Origin of the sequence: Noviherbaspirillum sp. ST9 (genome assembly GCF_048799745.1) — a bacterium.
In the GTDB taxonomy this organism is placed as follows: domain Bacteria; phylum Pseudomonadota; class Gammaproteobacteria; order Burkholderiales; family Burkholderiaceae_D; genus Noviherbaspirillum.
Genome location: NZ_JBLWFR010000184.1, coordinates 1 through 548 on the forward strand (window position 1 = coordinate 1; position 548 = coordinate 548).

Consider the following 548-nt stretch of genomic DNA (forward strand, 5'->3'; position numbering starts at 1 on the left):
TGCGCTCATCACTTCGACAAAACGATTGAGTCAGGATGTAGTGAGTGACTTTAAGCTATTAAATATACCAACGGGATCGTGGAAGTTGAATGTCCTTTATAGTATTCTTGTAAAACAATATGCAATGGCCGAAGATGAATACTTTTACTGGCAAAAAATAAAAAAGAATTCTGAAGACCTTGGCAGCATCTTTGACCCTCAGCCATCCGATATACCGGGGAATATACATTGTTTAACAACCCCCGAAGAGGACGTAATAGGTTATGTTGGGGCTTGTACAGCTGAAGAAAAGAGAATATTTATTTCTAAGGACGACGTGCTGCCCTGGATATATTTTGAACAGTGTGAGCTATCCAGTATAAAAGACGATCCCGATAGTCTGAGAGCTGCCTTTTCTGGCGGATCTTTTCAACCAGTGAGTAAATTTAACGGTTCTGATGGAAAAGATAGATATTGGGGAACTCCGGCTACCTGCGTAGACTGCACTCTCAGAGGATCTAATGTAAAGCCTTCTTTCTGGCCATAACTAAATAATCATGTACCAACGT

Annotated in this window: 1 protein-coding gene; it reads left to right on the plus strand. The window is 40.7% G+C overall.

The features are described from left to right. Positions 1-526 (plus strand): DUF4249 family protein (locus ACNOHI_RS25425; protein ID WP_420477506.1); only part of this gene is annotated, 526 nt, incomplete at its 5' end. Positions 527-548 lie beyond the last annotated feature (22 nt).